General features: G+C 35.9%; 17 protein-coding genes. 8 read left to right on the top strand and 9 right to left on the bottom strand.

Going from position 1 to position 18,149, the window contains the following annotated elements; genetic code table 11:
* Positions 1–557: 557 nt before the first annotated feature.
* The 4 genes from AWV75_RS00010 to AWV75_RS00025 all read right to left on the bottom strand — a co-directional run bounded on the left by AWV75_RS00010 (position 558) and on the right by AWV75_RS00025 (position 4,193).
* Positions 558–2,576 (bottom strand): S8/S53 family peptidase, encoded by a 2,019-nt coding sequence (locus AWV75_RS00010; protein ID WP_060872436.1) that lies wholly within the window; start codon positions 2,574–2,576, stop codon positions 558–560.
* A gap of 223 nt (positions 2,577–2,799) precedes the next feature.
* The gene (locus AWV75_RS00015; RefSeq protein ID WP_060872437.1) at positions 2,800–3,123 is read right to left on the bottom strand and encodes a DUF2752 domain-containing protein; all 324 of its coding nucleotides are present in this window, start codon (positions 3,121–3,123) and stop codon (positions 2,800–2,802) included.
* Positions 3,124–3,181: 58 nt separating this feature from the next.
* Entirely contained in the window at positions 3,182–3,559 is a 378-nt protein-coding gene (locus AWV75_RS00020) for a CD225/dispanin family protein (protein ID WP_060872438.1), read from the bottom strand.
* Positions 3,560–3,599: 40 nt separating this feature from the next.
* Positions 3,600–4,193 (bottom strand): cell wall assembly protein, encoded by a 594-nt coding sequence (locus tag AWV75_RS00025; RefSeq protein ID WP_231737915.1) that lies wholly within the window; start codon positions 4,191–4,193, stop codon positions 3,600–3,602.
* 313 nt (positions 4,194–4,506) lie between these two features.
* On the opposite strand from AWV75_RS00025, the gene AWV75_RS00030 reads away from it, so the two are divergent.
* A complete protein-coding gene (locus tag AWV75_RS00030) occupies positions 4,507–4,926 on the top strand; it encodes an NUDIX hydrolase (protein ID WP_060872439.1) in 420 nt (139 codons plus the stop codon).
* 21 nt (positions 4,927–4,947) lie between these two features.
* Here the strand turns inward: AWV75_RS00030 and AWV75_RS00035 are convergent, their stop codons facing one another.
* Positions 4,948–5,529 (bottom strand): PhnA domain-containing protein, encoded by a 582-nt coding sequence (locus AWV75_RS00035; RefSeq protein WP_002990373.1) that lies wholly within the window; start codon positions 5,527–5,529, stop codon positions 4,948–4,950.
* Positions 5,530–6,131: 602 nt separating this feature from the next.
* On the opposite strand from AWV75_RS00035, the gene AWV75_RS00040 reads away from it, so the two are divergent.
* The 6 genes from AWV75_RS00040 to AWV75_RS00065 all read left to right on the top strand — a co-directional run bounded on the left by AWV75_RS00040 (position 6,132) and on the right by AWV75_RS00065 (position 11,056).
* The gene (locus AWV75_RS00040) at positions 6,132–7,799 is read left to right on the top strand and encodes a formate--tetrahydrofolate ligase (protein WP_060872440.1); all 1,668 of its coding nucleotides are present in this window, start codon (positions 6,132–6,134) and stop codon (positions 7,797–7,799) included.
* 210 nt (positions 7,800–8,009) lie between these two features.
* Positions 8,010–8,300 (top strand): hypothetical protein, encoded by a 291-nt coding sequence (locus AWV75_RS18640; RefSeq protein ID WP_156424156.1) that lies wholly within the window; start codon positions 8,010–8,012, stop codon positions 8,298–8,300.
* A complete protein-coding gene (locus AWV75_RS00050) occupies positions 8,266–8,637 on the top strand; it encodes a hypothetical protein (protein WP_231737917.1) in 372 nt (123 codons plus the stop codon). Before AWV75_RS18640 ends, AWV75_RS00050 begins: the two co-directional genes overlap by 35 nt.
* Positions 8,638–8,727: 90 nt before the next feature.
* Entirely contained in the window at positions 8,728–9,879 is a 1,152-nt protein-coding gene (locus AWV75_RS00055; protein WP_060872442.1) for an MFS transporter, read from the top strand.
* Positions 9,880–9,969: 90 nt separating this feature from the next.
* Positions 9,970–10,680 carry a MotA/TolQ/ExbB proton channel family protein gene (locus AWV75_RS00060; RefSeq protein WP_060872443.1) on the top strand — a complete coding sequence of 237 codons (711 nt, stop codon included), beginning with the start codon at positions 9,970–9,972 and terminating at the stop codon, positions 10,678–10,680.
* Positions 10,661–11,056 (top strand): ExbD/TolR family protein, encoded by a 396-nt coding sequence (locus AWV75_RS00065; RefSeq protein WP_060872976.1) that lies wholly within the window; start codon positions 10,661–10,663, stop codon positions 11,054–11,056. Before AWV75_RS00060 ends, AWV75_RS00065 begins: the two co-directional genes overlap by 20 nt.
* Positions 11,057–11,090: 34 nt before the next feature.
* On the opposite strand, the gene AWV75_RS00070 is transcribed toward AWV75_RS00065, so the two are convergent.
* From AWV75_RS00070 to AWV75_RS00080, 3 genes are all read right to left on the bottom strand, one after another.
* The gene (locus tag AWV75_RS00070; protein ID WP_231737919.1) at positions 11,091–11,945 is read right to left on the bottom strand and encodes an energy transducer TonB; all 855 of its coding nucleotides are present in this window, start codon (positions 11,943–11,945) and stop codon (positions 11,091–11,093) included.
* Positions 11,946–12,127: 182 nt separating this feature from the next.
* Complete coding sequence (locus AWV75_RS00075) at positions 12,128–15,169, bottom strand: AAA family ATPase (protein WP_060872445.1); 3,042 nt, start codon at positions 15,167–15,169, stop codon at positions 12,128–12,130.
* 8 nt (positions 15,170–15,177) lie between these two features.
* The gene (locus tag AWV75_RS00080) at positions 15,178–16,395 is read right to left on the bottom strand and encodes a metallophosphoesterase family protein (protein ID WP_060872446.1); all 1,218 of its coding nucleotides are present in this window, start codon (positions 16,393–16,395) and stop codon (positions 15,178–15,180) included.
* Between the two features lie 125 nt (positions 16,396–16,520).
* On the opposite strand from AWV75_RS00080, the gene AWV75_RS00085 reads away from it, so the two are divergent.
* Positions 16,521–17,210, top strand: coding sequence for a hypothetical protein (locus AWV75_RS00085; protein ID WP_060872447.1), 690 nt, complete (start codon positions 16,521–16,523; stop codon positions 17,208–17,210).
* A gap of 150 nt (positions 17,211–17,360) precedes the next feature.
* Here AWV75_RS00085 and AWV75_RS00090 read toward each other — a convergent pair whose 3' ends face one another.
* On the bottom strand, positions 17,361–18,065 hold the full coding sequence (locus AWV75_RS00090) for a DsbA family oxidoreductase (protein ID WP_060872448.1): 705 nt from the start codon (positions 18,063–18,065) through the stop codon (positions 17,361–17,363).
* Between the last annotated feature and the right edge of the window lie 84 nt (positions 18,066–18,149).

An 18,149-nucleotide genomic window follows, 5' to 3' on the forward strand; every position in this document is an offset into this window, starting at 1 on the left:
CCACTTCCAAACTTTATTCATCCTTTTTTTTAAAGTATTTTCGATTTAAATCGCAACTACCTACTATAACGCCTCTTACATCGAAAAGTTTTTTGAGCTTTTTTCAAGGAGTACGGGAACAGTTCGCTTTTTTGCAGTTTTGTAAGTCGCCTTTTTGTACAATACAGCAAATAAAACAAGATTTTCCCCTAGATAGAAAACAGTTTTTTTAACTGTAAACTCGGTTTTGTGGTTTAAAACAGTAGTTTTTTCTGCAATACACCAGGTAAAAAAAGATGATCATTTAAAAAAATGGCCCAATACGGCAATAAATGACACCTTGCTCCTACCTATATATAAGGAGAGCATCAAACAACTTTACAAAAAAGCAAAAAAACCCTTCTATATATAAGGAGAGAATCTAACAACTTTACAAAAAAACAAAAAAGCAAAAAAAACACTCCTAATATATAAGGAGAGAATCAAACAACTTCACAAAAAACAAAAAAGCGAAAAAACATCCCACAAAAAAAGGAGAGCGATGCTCTCCTTTTTTTATATGGAATACTATTAAAGTATTATTTTTTTACAATACGCTCTGTCTTGTCAAAGCCATTGCCTTTTATCTTCACAAAATAAGTACCTGAAGATAATCCTTTCATATCTACTTTCACTTCATTAGAAGAAAGCGTTGGTAAACTTTGTACCAAACGACCTGTCATATCAAATACTTGAATAGACATACCTTTCACATTAACCTCTTCTGGAATCGTTACATTCAACTGATCCACTACCGGATTTGGCCAAACAGCAAAAGATAAATCTGTCAAATCAAATTCCTCTGTAGATAAATTATTGAAATCACTACGGCTCATAATAATTGAATACTCTTGGCTTCCTCCTCTTAACACACCTTTATGTGTCACTTTTGCAGTATAAATACCAGCTTCTGCTCCCTCAATTTCAATTTTTTCGATATTATCCACGTTATTATCTCCTTTTTGAGCTATTAGATTATTGAAATCTTTATTTAATCTCCAAGGTAAATACTCTACTCCGTCTTTGAATACACGTAAATCTAAATCATTCACTAAAGAAGGATTATTCTTTGCATAATTTTCATCCGAGTTATCGCCATTCGTTAATGAACCTTCTGGATCAGTCCAAGCTATTGTAACGATTACATTAATTCCACTCTCACCTACTGAAAATTGTTTTTCATATGTTGCTCCTTGTACTAATACATTCTCTTCTAAAACAACGCCACTCACTTTACTTCCTTCCAGAATTTGAACACCTCCTTTTGCATTGATTAATCCCCATCCAAATTTATGATCAGGTCCTTTTGCACTTCCAGCTTCATCTGCAGTATGTGCCATTAATGCACGAATTGTAGCTGACTTGAATGCATTATTGTTTTTTTCCATAGCCCATTGTTGCCACAAGGCAATCACACCTGTCACTGAAGGAGCGGCCATGGATGTACCACTAGAATTTGAATATAAATTATTTCTAGGCACTCCTGTTACTGGTGTTGGCAATTGATAAGTACTTGAAAATACTCTTACTCCTTTAGATGAAATATCTGGTTTAATACGAAAATCATTCGTAGGCCCATAGTTACTAAATTCAGACATCACTACACTTGCTGGCCCAGTATAATTCGCTACTTCTTGAACTGCTGCAACAACAATCGTGTTTTTAGCAACTGCAGATCCTGTAAGTAAATCATTTCCATTTTTAGCAGGGTTTATAATTCGATAATTATCTCGATCATTTCCTGCAGCAACAACGGGTTGGTAATATTTATATTCAAACGTAAGATTATCAAAGTCTGCACTCGTAAAATCATATGTCCCAAAATCGCTCACTGCAAGCACTGCATTTCCGCCATCGTCGATTGCTGTGTATCCGTACGAGTGATTCGATACCAATAATGCATCTGTTCTTGCTGCTTGACGCATAAATTGTGTATCTCTATCCCAATCGTAACTAATTATTTTTGCAGCAGGCGCTATTCCTTTTGCTGCAGCATTTAGTCCTTTTGCAGCGATTGTTCCTGACACGTGTGTAGCATGTGAACGTCCACCTTCAAAACGCAAACGGTCATCTTGTGAAGCTGTACCAAGATTGAGCAAAGGCTTTCTCAATGTCATACGACTTCCCCCTGCATCACCTTGAAACTCCACATGGGTATCCAAAGCTGGTTGACCATCCCATACCCCAACAAGCATTCCAGTTCCATCTAAGTTTAAACCTAAACTTCCACCTGGTGCGACATCGTTTACTCTTGTTGTTTTTCTACTTCCTGCATTACTTGTAGTATAGTATATATACGAACCGTTTTCATTAATTCGCTGTAAAGAAAACACTCTACCATCTTCCGTAATTCCTGCAATGGGTTTATTGTTTTCTTTAGCCATTTGATAGGCGAATTCTCTTTCTTGAATTCTCGCTTTTTCAAAGGCCTTAGCTTCTTCTACATTTAACTTATCATAAGTAGAAATAATTTTTTTACGAATTTGTTCCGTTTGTGCATTCATACTCACTCCCCACAAGGAAAACAAGCTGAATAACAACAAGGTATTTTTTTTCATAAACTCTGTATTTGGGTTGTTTCTAATTTTAGGTTGTGAAAGTTAAGCATAAAACCAACAATAATGCTAATTTTAACTAAAAATCTACTTTATTGCAAATGTGATTAAAAAAAGATACACAAAGCTCAAGTTCAACTAACTAAAAAAAGGTTTTACACAAAGAAATCATCGAATATACACGATTTAAATAAAAAAAGGTTCGATTGCGAACAATCGAACCTTTTTATACATTTCTTATAACAAAAAAGAAGAGTATTATTCCTACAAAGAGAAATGCAAACGTATTGCTAAATCCAAATCGTTGCATAAATCTTTTATTCTTCATTATATAGCTTTCCACCAAGAGTACATACATATAGATGATGACTCCTAGATAGAGATATATCAGTTGATTATAATAGAATGCATCTTTAAACTTTCCTTTAATAATAGCGTCAACTGCTCTTTGTCCACCACACCCTGGGCAATCCCATCCCGTATAGTCTTTTATTGAGCACGTTACAACGGCAGGAAAATAACTCAGTCCTTTACTTACAGCTACTATCACTGCTAGAGGAAGTATAGCGTAAAAAAGAATCCGATAAAAAATCTGCATGCTATTAGTCTTACATTCCAGCTGCTTGTCCTTGTCTCATTGCTTCTTGAATAGACTCAATATAAGCATCCCATCCACCTAACTGTTGGATATTGTACCAACTGTAAGCAATGTGAACAACAAAAATAGCTAATACAATAAAGCTAATAATTTTAGCATTTTTTGCAGCTTTTACTGCACCATCATAATCTCCTTGTTCATATTTTTTACCTGACTGTGCAGACATTACAATTGCAACAATACCTAGTAAAAGTCCAATACACGAACAAAAACCTAAAATTGTTGATACGATAGACAAAGCTAAATAATTATTAGGCTTCGCTGGCATTTGATTCTGCTGACTGCTTACAGCATGATCAAACTGTTGGTTAAACTGATTGTGATCCATTTCTTAAAATTTTAACGCAATATACTACTTTTTGGTCTTTCTAAACAAAACGTTTGATATACTGCTCTAATTTTTCTTGATAAGTTGTTTGAGCATGATCAACGACAGCATCTACACCCTCGATTGTTAAGATAGGTTTTAACTTTGCATCTGTTCGCAACCAATCCAAATACTCTGTACAGAATTCAGCAGGATTAAATTCTCCTTCCTCTTCTAAAACTTCTTTATCTTGAAAATAAAATTCATCTTCAAATACGACAGCTTCCACATCATAAGCAGCTATCTGCAATAATTCTTGAATATTTTTAGCAACGACAAAAACACCTCCTTCATCGCCGAATGCAACAATAGGAGCTTGAGTTAAATCATCTACTTCTGTGTTATTAATCCAAAAAGCATAAATACTTCCTGAGCTATTTGCTTCAGCAAAAGGAATAAATGCTTTTAGAAACTCTTCCTCTGTTGAAAAACTTTCAATCAGTGGGGTTTCTTCTGTCATTAAATAAATAGCATTTGAATAATAAGAGGGAATGTTTTCGGATACTTGAAACTCTAATAAGCTCTTTAATTCCTTAGGAATTTTGTATCCTTTAAATAATGCAGTAAATTCTTGTTTTACCATTGTACTGTTCATTTTCGCCCTGGATATAGGCTCTATTTTCAACTTAAATTAAATTAAACTATACAAAACCTCTTCCGTAGTTGAGGATCTTGTTTGATTGAATAAAGATAAAATTTTTTCTTTTACAAAAAACAATTCTGTAAACATTCTTATTTTTTTCTTTATTCATACTATAAAATTATGATTTTCAATTAAAAAAACCCCATACTTCTTCACTTTTAACAAATCTAATGGGGTCATTTCGTGAATATTCATTTAAAACCTTCAAGTAACTTTCTTCTTCTAATGCCCGAATTCCCTTACTTTTGGGGGTAAAATCTATACTATGTCAACTGTCCAAACAATTTATCTTGCTTCAGCGATGATAATTAATACCGATGGAGCACTCTTAACGGTTCGAAAAAAAGGATCCCGTTATTATATGATGGCTGGAGGTAAAATTGAAGCTGGAGAAGAACCAATAGAAGCCTTGCTCCGTGAATTACAAGAGGAACTCAACCTAACCGTCGATGCAAGCGCCATCCATTATCTTGGTACACATCAAACCCAAGCAGTGAATGAAGCAAATACCCTGGTTCATGCGACCATCTTTCAATTAACCCTCACTCCCACACATTTTACTCCTCATGCAGAATTAGAAGAGATTAAATGGCTGACCTATGAAAACTATCAACAAGTTCCCTTGGCTCATCTTTTAGAAGAATTCAGTATTCCCCTATGGTTAAAAAACAAAAAATCCCAGTAACCACTGAGATTTTTTATTTTTCTATCCTTGTTTCTTTACATATTTAGTAAGAATAACAATCATCTGTCCATCCACTTTACCTTCTATATACTCTACGTTATTTGGATCCAATCGAATATTGCGAACAGCAGTACCAATTTTAGCGTTCAATGAAGATCCTTTTACATCTAGATCTTTAATTAAGGTAACGGTATCTCCAGCTGTCAAAATATTGCCATTGCTATCTTTGTGTAATTCAACAGAACCATCTCCTGTATGGTCTCCAGTTGCTTTAGCAAACTCCATCAATTCATCATCCAAATACATCATTTCTAAATTATCCGCAGCCCAGCTTTCTTGTCTAAAACGGTTCAACATACGCCAAGCGACTACCTGAACAGCAGGTACCTCACTCCACATTGACGTCGTTAGACATTGCCAATGGTTGCTATCTAACTCTTGTCTTTTCTCAATTTGATCTAAACAAGTCTCACAAATATAAATTTCTTTATCTGCTTCATTAGCAGCCACAGGCGGAACCTCATAAACCTTTAATGGTCCTGTAGATTCACATAGTTCACATTTATTTCCACTTCTGTCTTTTAACTCCGCTTCTGTTTTCATAATACGTATAGAATATAATTTAAAAGTGCAAATATAACTTTAAATATCTATTTATAAAAACCAATAAAACCCCTTTATATTAAAAATAAATACACTGGAATACCTCTAATTTGATAATCGCGAGGTTTGCTCTTTGTGCTTTGCTCTTTGTGAGGTCGTAAGATTTATCGATTAAAGAAGAAACGTTGTTTTAATTAGAAAATTTACTTCTCTCCCTTTTCTCCTTTCCCCTATCCAATTGCTTTGTGAGGTTTGTGCTTTGCTCTTTGTGAGGTCGTAAGATTTGTCGATTAAAGAAGAATTCTCTTTAGCTAGATAATTTACCTCACCACCTCCCCCACTCACCCACTCACCACCTCATCATCTCACCACCTCATCATCTCACCACCTCATCATCTCACCACCTCATCATCTCACCACCTCATCATCTCACCACCTCATCATCTCACCACCTCACCACCTCACCACCTCACCACCTCACCCACTCATCACCTCACCCACTCATCACCTCACCACCTCATCAAAACAAACCACACCAACTCTATTTCAATATTCTATCAAAAGACTTAACTTTACTCCATAACAACACATTTCTATATACGATGAAAACAGATATTGAGATTGCAAGAGAGAGTGAATTAAAGAACATTTACGAAATTGCTAAAAATATCCAATTACCAGAGGAGTATGTGATTCCTTATGGTAAAAATATGGCAAAAGTTCAACTAGAAGCCCAACAACAAGAGCAACAAAAAAAATCAAATTTAATCTTGGTTACTTCCATTACCCCAACAAAAGCGGGAATTGGAAAAACTACGGTATCTATTGGTCTAGCCCTTGGATTAAATAAAATTGGAAAAAATGCTATTGTTGCGTTGAGAGAGCCTTCTTTGGGTCCGTGTTTCGGAATGAAAGGAGGGGCTGCTGGAGGTGGTTATGCTCAAGTATTGCCGATGGAAAATATCAACTTACACTTTACAGGGGACTTCCATGCGATTACTTCTGCACACAATACCTTAAGTGCCTTATTGGATAACTACATCTATCAAAATAGGGCGGAAGCCAATGGCATCAAGGAAATTTTATGGAAAAGAGTATTGGATGTCAATGACCGCAGCTTGCGCCATATCACAACAGGATTAAGAGGAAATGCCAATGGTATACCCCAAGAAAGCGGTTTTGATATTACGCCTGCATCGGAAATTATGGCCATTATGTGTTTAGCAACTGACATGGATGATCTACGCAGACGCATTGAGAATATCCTTTTAGGGTATCGTCACGATGGCAGTATGTTCACGGTAAAAGATCTAGGTGTAGCAGGAGCTATTACTGTTTTGCTAAAGGATGCCTTAAATCCGAACTTAGTTCAAACAACTGAAAATACCGCTGCTTTTATTCACGGGGGGCCTTTTGCTAATATTGCCCATGGTTGCAACTCTGTACTTGCGACTAAGATGGCGATGAGTTATGGAGATTATGTGATTACAGAAGCTGGATTTGGCGCTGACCTAGGTGCGGAGAAGTTTTTTGATATTAAATGTAGAAAATCTGGCTTAGAACCGAAGTTAACTGTAGTAGTTGCTACGGCTCAGGGATTAAAGATGCACGGTGGTGTTGCCTTAGAAAACATCAAGGATAAACATATTGACGGAATTAAAAAGGGCTTGAAAAACTTGCAAAAACACGTCGAAAACTTGCGTTCATTTGGACAAAGTATTGTGGTCGCGTTTAATAAATATGCAACAGATAGTTCAGAAGAAATCCAATTGGTTGAGGACTATTGTCGTACAAATGGATTAGGTTTTGCAATAAACAATGCTTTTGTTGAGGGAGGTACAGGGGCTATAGCATTAGCAAATGAAGTAATCCAGATGATTGAAACCAATCCTAGTCAGCCTTTACAATTCCCTTATTCAGATGATTTGACGATTGCTGATAAGATTAAAGCTGTTGCAACTAAAATTTATGGAGCCTCTACTGTTACTTTTAGTCCAATTGCCTATAAAAAATTAAATCAGATCAAAGGAACAAAACTAGATTTATTTCCTGTTTGTATTGCCAAAACACAATATTCCTTCTCTGCAGATGCTAGTGCATACGGAGTAACCCATGATTTTACTATTGTTATTAATGACCTTGTGATTAACAATGGTGCTGAATTCATCGTGGCTATTGCTGGTGATATTATGCGTATGCCTGGACTTCCTAAAGTACCACAAGCAACAAAAATTGACTTAATAGATGGATTAGTTGAAGGTTTAAGCTAATACTCATCCTTTATATCCTAGTTAAAAAAGCGAAAAATTGAATTTTTCGCTTTTTTTATTCTCTAAACTAGGAATTAAACAAATAACCCATACTCTTATTTATAATTTAATTTCTAACAAATTGTCATTAACAATTAAAAACTATATTCATTATATTTGAGAAAATTTAGAAAAAATAGCGTATAAAAATACGTATATCACCTATTTTTAATGAAAGATATAATTCACCACTTATTTCTCCCTATTTCTAATGCTATCATAACCGTTTTGATGATTATATCAGTCATCTATTGGTTATTTTCAGCCCTTATGGGGGAATTAGATGGAATCGGTCTAGATACCCAACCGGATGTAGACGTCAATGTTGATATAGATACTGATTTTGACTTACAGCAAAACCACATAGATATCCTACAGTATAAAAATGCTGATTTTGACGAACCTACCTTATCCTCTAAGTGCCAGTATGGACAATGCGTATCGTACAGAACCGGCTTTTAAATTACAAGGTTCTTATCGCGATATGAATAAGATGATTAGCAAAATCATTCCATTAATGAATGAGAAAGAAATTGAGGAATTGATATTGACCCATTATGAAAACGAATCGCAGACCTTAACGTCAGATACAGAAGCGAATTTATTAAAATTAAAAGAACTGGCAAATCAACTTTCCGCAACGGAGCGTGAACGTTGGGAGAACATTAAAACTATATTCATCAAGCAAAACAAATTGAGTCTTGCAGGTCCGGATAATCAGGCGGCCCAAGTAGTTGATCAGCTAATGGATTTCAACCAAAATTTAGCTAGCATTGCTCAAGCAATCAAAATAAAATAATACAAGAACGATCTGAACTACAGGTCGTTCTTCTTTTTTATACCTTTGTCACCTAAAACAAACGCTTTTACAATCCTCTAATTCAAATTTATGTCCAAACATTTGGCTCGAATAGCTGTCACCGTTTTATTCTTCTTTTTTGGTGGTATATCTGCCTCATGGGCTTCGCGAATACCTACCATTAAAGAATATTTTGAAGTAAATGATTCAGCATGGGGTTTTGTCCTATTGTATATTTCAATCGGAACGTTGATTTCTTTGCCTTTTGCAGGTTCCATTATTGCTAAATTGGGAAGTAAACGCTCTACGTTGTATTTCTTACTTTCCTATTTTGTCCTATTGGTTGGTATTGGTTATTGGGACATCCTTTGGCAATTGAAAATAAACTTGGTTCTATTTGGTGTTTTTAGCAACCTTACAAATATTTCCATCAACACCCAAGCGATTAATGTATCCAAACAATATAAAGGACAAATTATTGGATCTCTTCACGGTACTTGGAGCATTGGCGGTTTTGCGGCTTCTTGGTTAGGTGCTGAAATGATTAGCAGTTACGTTCCGCCTCTCGACCATTTCATCTATTTTTCATCCGTAGGTATTGTAGCTTCGCTATTCCTGTTTAAATTTTTGACCCCTGATGCAGCTCCTTTAGAAAAAGAATCAACTACACCACAAAAAAAATGGCAGTGGCCCGATAAGAATTTAACCGTTCTAGGTTTACTTGCCTTCTTTTCAATGGTCACAGAAGGTACTATGACCGATTGGTCTAGTGAATACATGAAGCATATCGCTTTAGCTCCTATAGAATTAGTGGGATATGGATTAACAGCTTATATGTTTACTATGGCAAGTGGTCGTTTTATCTCGGATTATACGGTACGAAAATATGGAGAGCGCAAAACATTATCTGTTTGTGGTTTACTTATTTTTATTGGTTTAGGTGCTGCAGTTTTATTTCCACATGTCTATACAACTATTTTATCGTTTATGATTGTTGGATTTGGCGTTTCGGCAGTTGTCCCTATGGTTTATCATTTAGCTGGAAATAGCACAATAATGCCCCCGCAACAAGCGTTAACATTAGTAACAAGCATTGGTTTTATCGGATTCTTTTTAGGGCCACCCGTGATTGGTTTTATCGCTCAGCAGGCTTCCTTACAGACTGCTTTTGCCATTATCGCTCTTTTCGGTTTGTCCATTACACTTTTAAATCGTTTTATCAAGCTAGATACTTCGAACTAAATTTATAAATTCTGTAACAATTGAATCACTAAACCTCATACGATTGTTCATTTTTATTTTTATATTTGATCATATTTTAAACTATCATTAATGTTTACATTTTTGCAAGCTTCACCAGATGCAATTACTACTGCCGTAACTGATTTAAACGAAGTAGTAACTCAAGAAAGTCAAATTTCTGCGTTAGATTTTGTTCTTAAAGGAGGAATCTTTATGATTCCTATTATCCTTCTGTTTATCTACACGATATACCTTTCCATTGAGAGGTATTTGTATATTAGAAAACAGACAAAATACGATGCAACTGTACTTCCCAATACGCTCAACCTATTGGAGAAAGGTCAAATAGATTCTGTGGATTTAACCTTGTCAAGAGACAATAATTCGTATACGAAAGTCATTCTAGAAGGTACACATTCCATTGGAAGACCCATTACTGAAATCGAAGCCAATATGGAACGCTTAGCGACTATTGAAATTGGAAAAATGGAGAAGAAGATGAGTCACCTGGGATTAATTGCTGGTATTGCTCCTACTTTAGGTTTCGTTGGAACAATTTTAGGGGTTATCCGTATTTTTTATAATATTAGTATTTCAGAAGATATTAGTATTGCTAATATTTCAGGAGGACTTTATGAGAAAATGATTAGTAGTGGTTCTGGTTTAGTAGTTGGTATTATCGCGTATGCAGCGTATCACTTGCTGAATTCATCTATTGATACTTATTTGTTGAATACACAACAAACGATTCTAGATTTTATTAATGCAATACAAAGACCAAATGGCAATCAAAAGAAATAAACGCTTTAAAGCGGAAATTGCGACTTCCTCTTTAAGTGACATTATGTTCTTCTTGCTTTTATTCTTTCTGATTTTATCAACATTAGCAAATCCCAATGTGATAAAAATGATGCTTCCAAAAGCAGCATCCAATGAGAAGACGAATAAACAGCACTTGACCATATCGGTTACAGAAGATAAACGTTTTTTCATTAATAAGACTGAAGTCCCATACGAGGAATTAGAACAGACTTTATTAGCAGAATTAGGAGGAAATACAGACCAATCGGTTGTTATTCGAATCCCATTTAATTCGCAGATTCAAGAACTTGTAGACGTTTTACAGATAGGTGTAAAAAACAACATTAAGTTTGTAATAGCTACACAAAAACAATAAAAAAAAGGAGCGATAAAATCGCTCCTTTTTTTTTTTATGTTAGTTTAAACTGATATACTATTTTTCCTACTTGTTTCGCAGGTGCCTTATCATTGGCTTGCCATTTCGTTTGTAAAGCAGCAATCTTTGCTTGTTCTAATAAACAACTAGCTGTATTGGTTGTTCCCTTTACTCCTGCTCTAGCTTCTACTGTATTTCCCGCTTGATCTACCCAGACTTCAACGACTACTGTTCCTATTTCATTACAAGTGTATTTAGGAATGGCTTTTACTGTTGCACTTCGTCCATCCAGTGAATAACCAATACCATCTCCTCTACCATCTCCATGTCCGTTTCCTACTCCACCACCTGATCCACTTCCGATACCTGATCCTGTGCCACTTCCTATACCACTTCCACTTCCTGTGCCATTACCAGTCCCTGTACCATAATACCCTCCATTCGTAGATAAGCCACCTTTTCCAGAACCAGTTGTTCCTCCACCTCCAGAACCAGTTCCTCCATTCATAAAGCTACTAATCGCATCTTTTGTCGTGTTGGAAACATCTGTTTTAGCTGGTGCAGTCGCTTTTTTCTCTGTTGTCTCTACTTTCTTTTCGGTCGTCTTTTTGGTTACATTCTCCACTTGTTTTTCAACAACGGGTTTCGCTTTTTTCGTTTCGTCCTTTTTATTTACAACAACCGTAGTTTCCTCTCCTTTTTCATACGCCAACACCTTATTGTCTTCTACTGGTTCTACTTTTGCAATTTGTTGTTCTTCTTGTACAACCTCAACGGGTTTCGACGAAGTTGTCAAATGATCTCCTGGAGTTCCCTCTAGTGAAATAGCAACACCATCTCCACCACCTCCGCCTCCACCAAAACTGGTATACGACGTGTGACTATCCATAAATTTGATAAAAAATAAAAGAAGGAAAAACAATAGGGTAATTCCCAAGGTTATAACGATCGACGTCTTTTCCTCTTTTGTATATTTTACATTCATATCAATTACTCGATGCTATTAATTCATTCATTTGTTCTAACAAATGTACTTATTTTTTTGATTCTACTCCTTTTCTTCACTTCTTTTTACGAAGTTACGACCCTACTTCCTTTTTCTTCATCTTTCACAATGGACAAAGACAGCGGAATTCGCTCTTGCAATTCATCCACATGAGAAATGATTCCAACGATGCGATTCTCTTTATGCAAGCTACTCAACGTTTCAAAAACAATAGTAACTGATTCTGTATCTTGTGTTCCAAAACCTTCATCAATAAAGAAAAAGTTCTTATTGGATTTGGATAAACTCTGTACACTTTCCGCTAATGCTAAAGCTAACGATAGCGATACTTGAAAACTTTGTCCTCCCGATAAAGTCTTTACGCTACGTGCTTTTCCATTATTTAAATAATCAATAATTTCAAAATCATTATTTTCATTCAATTGCAAACTCAGTTGATTATTCGTTAAACGATGAAAACGCTGATTGGCTATATCACAAAGATTACTCAAATAAATACTCGATACATAGTTGACAAATCCTGCACCTTTAAACATATTATCCAATAGATTGATATTTTTCAATCGCTTTTCCACTTGATCAAACGCTTGCAGTAAAGTACCTTTCTCTTTATACTCTTGTTCCAATCGTTCAATCTCGCCCCCTAGTTTTACAACCAAAGTTGTATGTTCCTTCACTTGTTGTTCTAAGGTAGCTACAACTGTCATTTGGGTTTGAAAACGCACAGGATCAAAAGCAAGTGATTCCAATTTAGCAGCTAATTGCTTTACTTGATTACGCAACACTTCTAGTTTTAATATAAACGCTTGAATCATGGTTCTTCTTGCCTGTATGTCTATATTTTTAGTGAGAATTTTTTCTACTGCTGTTACCTCCTCTAAATTAAACGTTTGAAGCAACTGAAAAATATGTCCTTCTATCCCTTCTACTGTTTTAGTCAACTCCTCTATTGCCTGTTGACTATTCTTCTGTTCGGTTTCTAAAGAAGCTAAAACGGGGGTTAGTTGCTGCACTTGCTGTGTTAAGGAACGGTAACTTGTTTCTACTCTTGCAATCGCTTCTTCTTTACTATGAATCTCTTGGGCAATCTTTTCTTTCTCTTGTACTAGGATTTCGTTGAGGTTCAACAATTGAATTTGCTTCGCTTTGGCCTCAATCTCTGCTTCCATTCTCGCCTGATCCAATTCGATCGCAGCTAATTTTGCGGTGTATAAGTCTACATTCGCGCGAGTGCTTTCTGCCTTTTTTATTTCTTGTTGTTGTTGACTTTCCAACTGTTCAAGCATTCCGTTCACTCGAATTGCTTCTTGTTTGACTTGCTCTAGTTGTGCTTTATTGCCTTTTTCAATTTCAGTCCAAACAAAGGTCATTTCCAATTGCTGTAATTGGTTCTGCTTTTCTCCTATTTGCTGGTTGATTTCTTGTTCTTGCACCATCAAAAGATGTCGCTTATCCACTAAGGCTTGTACTTCTCTTTCTCGTTGGTTTAGCTCCAGCGCTTCTTGTCGAAGTTTCTCTTGTTTACGTTCTAATTCTGCAATTAAACTCGATACATCTTCGCTCGTTAGAATTGTAGGATGTTCTAAAGCACCACATAAAGGACAGGCTTCCCCTTCTTTTAAAGTAGTCGCATAATGCGCCAATTGTTGAGACACGCGCAATTGATCCAATTCCTGAGTAAGCAGCATTTGAATTCCTTGACTGAGCTCTCTTTGTTTAGCCAAGTTGATCCGCCATTCTTCTTCTGTGGTAAAATCCAGCTTTTCCAAGGCACTACTCAACTGTTTAATTTCTCCTTGTACTAGTGCCTTTTTGTTTTGTAGTTCTTGGCTGTTTTGTTGTAAATACGTCCAATCCGTAAACCATTTATCCAAAGCCATCAAACGCATGGCATCCATTCGATTGGCTTTTAAACTTTGTATTTGTTGCTCAATTCCTACAATCGCCTGTTGAATTTCTTGTAGTTCTTTTTTGGTCTGCACCACAACTTCATTGCCCTTTTTCAAGCGTTCACCTAAGGCTTTTTGAGATTCTTCCGTCTCTTTAATACTCTGAATTAATTGCAGCTCTCGGAGTCTTGCCTTTTCTTGTTCAATCGTTGTATATTGTTTTTCAACGGCTACCAATTCCCCAGCAATCTGGGTATGCTGTGTTTTCTTTTCTTGAAAAACCTTGATTTGTTCTACTAAGAGTGTCTGTTTCTCAACTAACTTCGCTTTGTATTGTTGTTGCTCTTTTAATACGGAGCGAAAGGCTTTATCTACTTGCTCATATTGATCTAATTCCTTTTGTTGTGCCTGAATTTGAACTTCTTGAGCGTTTAATACTTCTACTTCTTTTTTACTTGTTTCTAGCAGTTCAAAGTCACTCTTCACAGCTTTTAATTGCTGAAAGAGTTCTTGTTCTGTTTTAAACGTTGCTGCCAGTTGTGTTAGTTGTGCTTCTTCTGCTTGATGTTGTGTCTTTTTCTCTTCAATCTGTTCTACTGTCAGTAAAGCGAAACGCTGCAACTGACCTTGTAAATGATCATAGCGCTGACGAGTTTCACTATATAAGGCTTTGGTCTTGCCTGTTAAATCAAAACGATCCAAACCAAAGATTTCTTGCATCATCTTCGTTCGATCCTTTCCTCCTAATTCTATAAACTCTTTGAATTTTCCTTGCGGAATGATGATGGTGCGTTTGAAATTTTCATAGCTTAATCCAATAACCCCTTCCATATTTAAATCAGGTAATGGAATCCACTGCTCCTCCTTCCATTGATATAAGACTGCGTCTCCGCGTTTTACATCATCAAAACGCTTAGAATTACGTCTAAACTCTCTGTAGATACGGTATTTTTCTTCTTTAAAATTCAGAAACTCAAAATCAATACTCATGCGGTCTGATTTTAAATTCATCATATTATAAGCCCGATTATCGCGGGCATTTAATCGTTCACTTTCGCCATATAATCCAAAAGATATGGCTTCTAAAATAGAAGATTTACCTGATCCTACTTTTCCGAAAATTCCAAATAAACCAGCTTGAATTAACTGAGTAAAATCAATAACTTGCTTTTCTTGATAAGAATAAAAACCTTCTAAAGTTAATTTAATGGGTATCATGAATCTTCTTAATTTATAATTTCATTGAACAAATCCATAATTTCATCATTGGGTTCTTGTCCATTGTTTTTTTGTTTAAAATAATCTGCAAAAAGTCCTTGAATATCTTGTTCTAAGTTGACTTGTTTTCTTCTATTCTCATCGGATTGATTGGCTAAATTCACCACGGGAATGATTGTAATAATTCCATCGTGCGCTTGGTGAATTCGCTTGATATCATCCGCCTGTAAGAACGTATCACTAACAAGCGTCAGTTCTACTAGGTGATGTGGGTGTTGTTGTAACCAAGCAACCGCATCATCTACGCTAGTGCATTTTTTTCGCGTTAAAGGACGTCCTTTTGTCAAGGGTATTTTCTGATAGGTAGCTGGTTGATTAGGTTCTACCTCAACCAGCATTGTATACTTTTCTTGTCCTGCCTCGCTAAAACTATAGCATAACGGACTTCCTGCATACACTACCGGGCGATCTGCTTCGCCAATTTGATGGGCACGGTGCAAATGTCCTAAAGCGGTATATTGAATTTGTATTGGAATACTGTCACTGTAAATCAAATCCGCATTTCCGATTTTTAACGGTTTTTCTCCATCAGGTTCTTCTAATTCTTCCCCTCCTTTTTTCATCATATACAAATGGGAAATCAACAAATTGACTCCTGCTGTATCACAATATTCATTGGCTAACGTCTGCCAATTACTAGCCAAAACTTCATTGAGAGCCGTTGTTTTATCCGCTACATTCAAGGCTTTTTTCAATCGTACTTCATTGGCATAAGGGGTGTGAATCACACGAATCGGAAAAGGAAGATGAGCCAGCTTTAGCTCAATAAATCCTTCTACTGAATGCGTTAATGTGAAAGCCTCATGTTCCTCTATGGGTTGTACTACAGTGTTGGGTAAACCAATCAAAAGGATTCCACAAGCACGGGCCAAAGGATCTGGTGCATCAATTCGCTCAGGGCTATCGTGATTGCCTGCAATTGCCAAAACGGGGCGCTGTCCATTGCGGGTTAAATGGCGAAGAGTTTTATAAAATAAATCTTCTGCTTCAATGGGAGGGTTAAACGCGTCAAATAAATCACCTGCAATCAAAATAATATCTGCTTGTTGTTCATCTGCCACTTGGCAGATTTCTGCTAATACTTCTTTTTGCTCTTCTATTCGTGAAAAATTATCTAATCGTTTGCCTAAATGCCAATCTGCAGTATGTAATATCTTAACTTTCATGCTTCCCTTGATGTTTAACTATCAAAGATACAGGTTAAATTAGGTAATCACTAATGTTTTTATTTCATTTCGACGTACCAAGGGAAGGGCAATAAAACACTACTTTTGTTTCAAACACCCAAAAAATGAAAAAACTAGTATTTTTAATTATTAGCCTGTGCTCTTTACTCTCTTTTATTTCTTGTAAAAATAAGGTGGAAGAAGCCCCTTTGCTAACTAATCCAGATGAAATAAACGCTCATAAAAAGATTTTTACCTCGCTTATGGACACCGTATATTATGCTTTTAAACATAGCGATGCTTCTTTACTCTATAATCATTTAGATCAAGAATCGATAGCCTACTATAACCGTTTACTCCAAAACACAAAAACAAAAAAAATACAAGGCTCTTATATGGAAAAGAGCGATTGTATAGTAGCTCTTATGTTTCTGTACGATGCTGAGTTACAAAGGATTGATGTCAAACAGTTCCTTCAAGTCATAGTAGACTATTATAAGCAACCTGAGTCAGACTCTAAACCAAAAAAAGAAAACAAGTCCATTGATTTGGAAGACCTCGAAGTCCGTGGTTCCTTAGCCACAGCAAATACTTCAACACTATCTCCCCTAAAATTCATTAACGAAAACAATCAATGGAAATATAATATCCTCCTGCGTTTAGAGCGAATGAGTGAAATAACGGTAGATTTAAAGAAAGTAAACAATACCAATGAAAAACAAACGATATTCAATATTATTACAACTGGTCACTATGAGAATAATCCGAATATAAAACGATCATTCGACGAGGTCTGGTTATTGATAAACAAATAATAATCACGTTTATATAATAAGAAATTCCTTTTAATCTGGGTGCATCATCCGCTGCTAATCTCCCGAAATAAAACAAAAAAAGACGAATTTTCATTCGTCTTTTTTGTTTTATTTTCATTGGATAGTCAACCGTGAACGGTCAACTGTTAACTAAATCTCACATCCATCAGGACCGCAAGCATTTGCATCTTGATCTCCTTTCATTTCGAATTTAGGCTGACTTTCTTCGTAAGCTTGTGTTAGTGCTTCTGCAAAAGTATCAATAGGTTGTGCACCCGAAATACCGTATTTGCGATCTACAACGAAGAATGGAACACCTGAAATCCCCAATGCTTGTGCTTCTTCAATATCATTTTTCACTTCTTGTGTTTGCTCTTCACTTTGCAATAAAGCAACTACTTCATCTTTATTTAAACCAATACTCATGGCTAAATCCGTCAATACCTCAAGATTCCCTACGTTCTTCCCTGCTGTAAAATGAGCGAAAAACAAAGCTTCTTCCATCTCATTTCCTTTGCCTTTACTTTGTGCAAAGTGAATCAAACGATGAGCTCTAAACGTATTTACTGGAATAGCAATATCTTGTCTAAACTCAATTCCTACTGCAGCTCCTGATTGATCTAAGTGATGCATCATCCCTTCGATTTGCTCTTTTGGCATTCCTTTTCTATTCACTAAATAATCAAGCGTTGATTGGGAAGCACCTTCTACAGGTAACGTTGGATCCAATTGAAAACTCTTCCACTCTACTTCTATTTTATCTTTAAAAGGCAATTGTGCTAAGGCATTTTCAAAATGTTTCTTTCCAACATAACAAAAAGGACACATCACATCGGACCATATTTCTACTTTCATGTCTATACTTTTTTAAATTAATACAAGGGAATTTTTAAACACCCTATTCTTCAAAGATACAATTTAAGTAGGACTATCCCCTAC

It is taken from the genome of Myroides odoratus, from assembly GCF_001549985.1.
Lineage (GTDB): Bacteria > Bacteroidota > Bacteroidia > Flavobacteriales > Flavobacteriaceae > Flavobacterium > Flavobacterium odoratum_A.